The organism is Alkalihalophilus lindianensis (assembly GCF_032843265.1).
GTDB classification, from domain to species: Bacteria; Bacillota; Bacilli; order Bacillales; family Bacillaceae_D; genus Alkalihalophilus; species Alkalihalophilus lindianensis.
The window spans coordinates 1-263 of sequence record NZ_JAWJBA010000483.1 but is presented as its reverse complement, the minus strand read 5'-3'; the positions used below and the strand labels follow the sequence as shown (position 1 = coordinate 263).

The 263-nt window shown below is 43.7% G+C and carries 1 pseudogene; it reads right to left on the bottom strand.

Features of this window, described 5'->3' with window-relative positions:
• Nucleotides 1-30: 30 nt before the first annotated feature.
• A pseudogene (locus RYX56_RS23115) lies at nt 31-237 on the bottom strand (RNA-guided endonuclease TnpB family protein); the annotation flags it as partial.
• Between the last annotated feature and the right edge of the window lie 26 nt (nt 238-263).

Genomic DNA, 263 nt, shown 5'->3' with positions numbered 1-263 from the left:
GGATGGTTGACACACCCACTAAGCTATGCGCTAGGCAACAGCCTTACGTTTTTGTACTGCCAATAAGAATGGCGTTTTCACTCTGAGATTTTCATCCAATTCTACAACTTCTGATTTACGCAGGGTATTCAATGCGCCGTTGATGTCGGCATGAATACAACGCCCTGTTTGACTTTGATACAAACCACGTGTTACTCGTTTACCACTGAAGTGGTGCTGTGTTTGATCGTCCTTTGACGTTCGGGATTTTCGTTAAGAATCAA